Source organism: Xylophilus sp. ASV27 (assembly GCF_016428875.1).
In the GTDB taxonomy this organism is placed as follows: Bacteria; Pseudomonadota; Gammaproteobacteria; order Burkholderiales; family Burkholderiaceae_C; genus Xylophilus.
Window position 1 is genome coordinate 1 of the sequence record NZ_JAELTO010000409.1, and the last position, 272, is coordinate 272.

Sequence of the window (272 nt, forward strand, 5' to 3'; positions counted from 1 at the left end):
CCCACGAAGCGCCGCAGCGCCGGGCTGTCCAGCAGTGCTTCCTCGCAGGCCTCGTCGGCCAGGTTGAACCAGTGCTGCACGAAGTACATGCGCAGCATGCGCTGCAGCCCTACCGGCGGGCGCCCGTTGCCCGGCTTCGGGTAGTGCGGCTCGATCACCGCGCACAGTTGCTGCCACGGCACGATCTCTTCCATCGTCGCCAGGAACACATCGCGTCGGGTGGGGCGGCGGTATTGCTCGAATCCGGCCTCTTGATCGGCCGCTGCTGCCAG

The 272-nt window shown here is 68.0% G+C and carries 1 protein-coding gene; it reads right to left on the reverse strand.

The annotated features are described in order from the left end of the window. Window positions 1-272: transposase (locus JHD63_RS23575; protein WP_198973203.1), on the reverse strand; the 272-nt coding region annotated here is incomplete at its 3' end.